1 protein-coding gene is annotated in these 623 nt (G+C 27.8%); it reads right to left on the bottom strand.

Annotated features, from left to right (window positions below):
* Window positions 1-35: 35 nt before the first annotated feature.
* Window positions 36-515 (bottom strand): hypothetical protein, encoded by a 480-nt coding sequence (locus GJU43_RS22740; RefSeq protein WP_154344186.1) that lies wholly within the window; start codon window positions 513-515, stop codon window positions 36-38.
* Window positions 516-623: the final 108 nt, after the last annotated feature.

The raw sequence follows: 623 nt of genomic DNA, 5'->3' as shown, positions 1-623 counted from the left end.
CAAAAACTACCCTCATTAATCTTTACCACTTCGAATTAAAATTCAGAAAACACAAAATCATTAGTACTATCTATCCAAATGACATCTGATTCTGGATCCATTTTATAGAGGTGACAAAAACCATTGGGTAGCTTTATTTTTTTGATTTTCGTCTCAAACTCGTTAATTAATTTAACTTCATCACTTTCTTTTTTTAAAAAAATTAAAGAGGGATATTCATAAAATCGCCATAATACGCTCAAAATCTTTCTATCTAATTCCCTAGCTCTTAAACACAATTTCATGTGATTATCTTTATCAATGAAAACCTTACAGGACAAATCTTCTATTAAACTTTTCAAATTATTATTAATTTCATTTTTATAAACAAAATCAAGTCGCCAACCTATAAAATAAATTTTACAATCATTTAAAACAGGGTCTAAAAAGATAAAATCCCATTTGGAATTACTAATATTTACATCACTGCTATCTTTTATTGATGCTAAGCCATTCTGATGATTTTTAATTTCCATTATATTCTAAATTTCATTGCACAAGGAAAAGCCTGATAATGTGGATTTATAGCTCTGTTTTACCTATATAAACTTTCTTGATCTATTCCTAATCTTACCCAGCCTCCC

This window comes from Flavobacterium sp. LC2016-23 (assembly GCF_009674775.1).
Taxonomy (GTDB): Bacteria; Bacteroidota; Bacteroidia; order Flavobacteriales; family Flavobacteriaceae; genus Flavobacterium.
The sequence above is the reverse complement of the archived record's forward strand: the minus strand, read 5'-3'. Positions and strand labels throughout refer to the sequence as shown.

Coding starts and splice junctions, on each gene's coding strand:
- GJU43_RS22740 (WP_154344186.1), bottom strand. CDS start 515: ATGGAAATTAAAAATCATCAGAATGGCTTAGCATCAATAAAAGATAGC.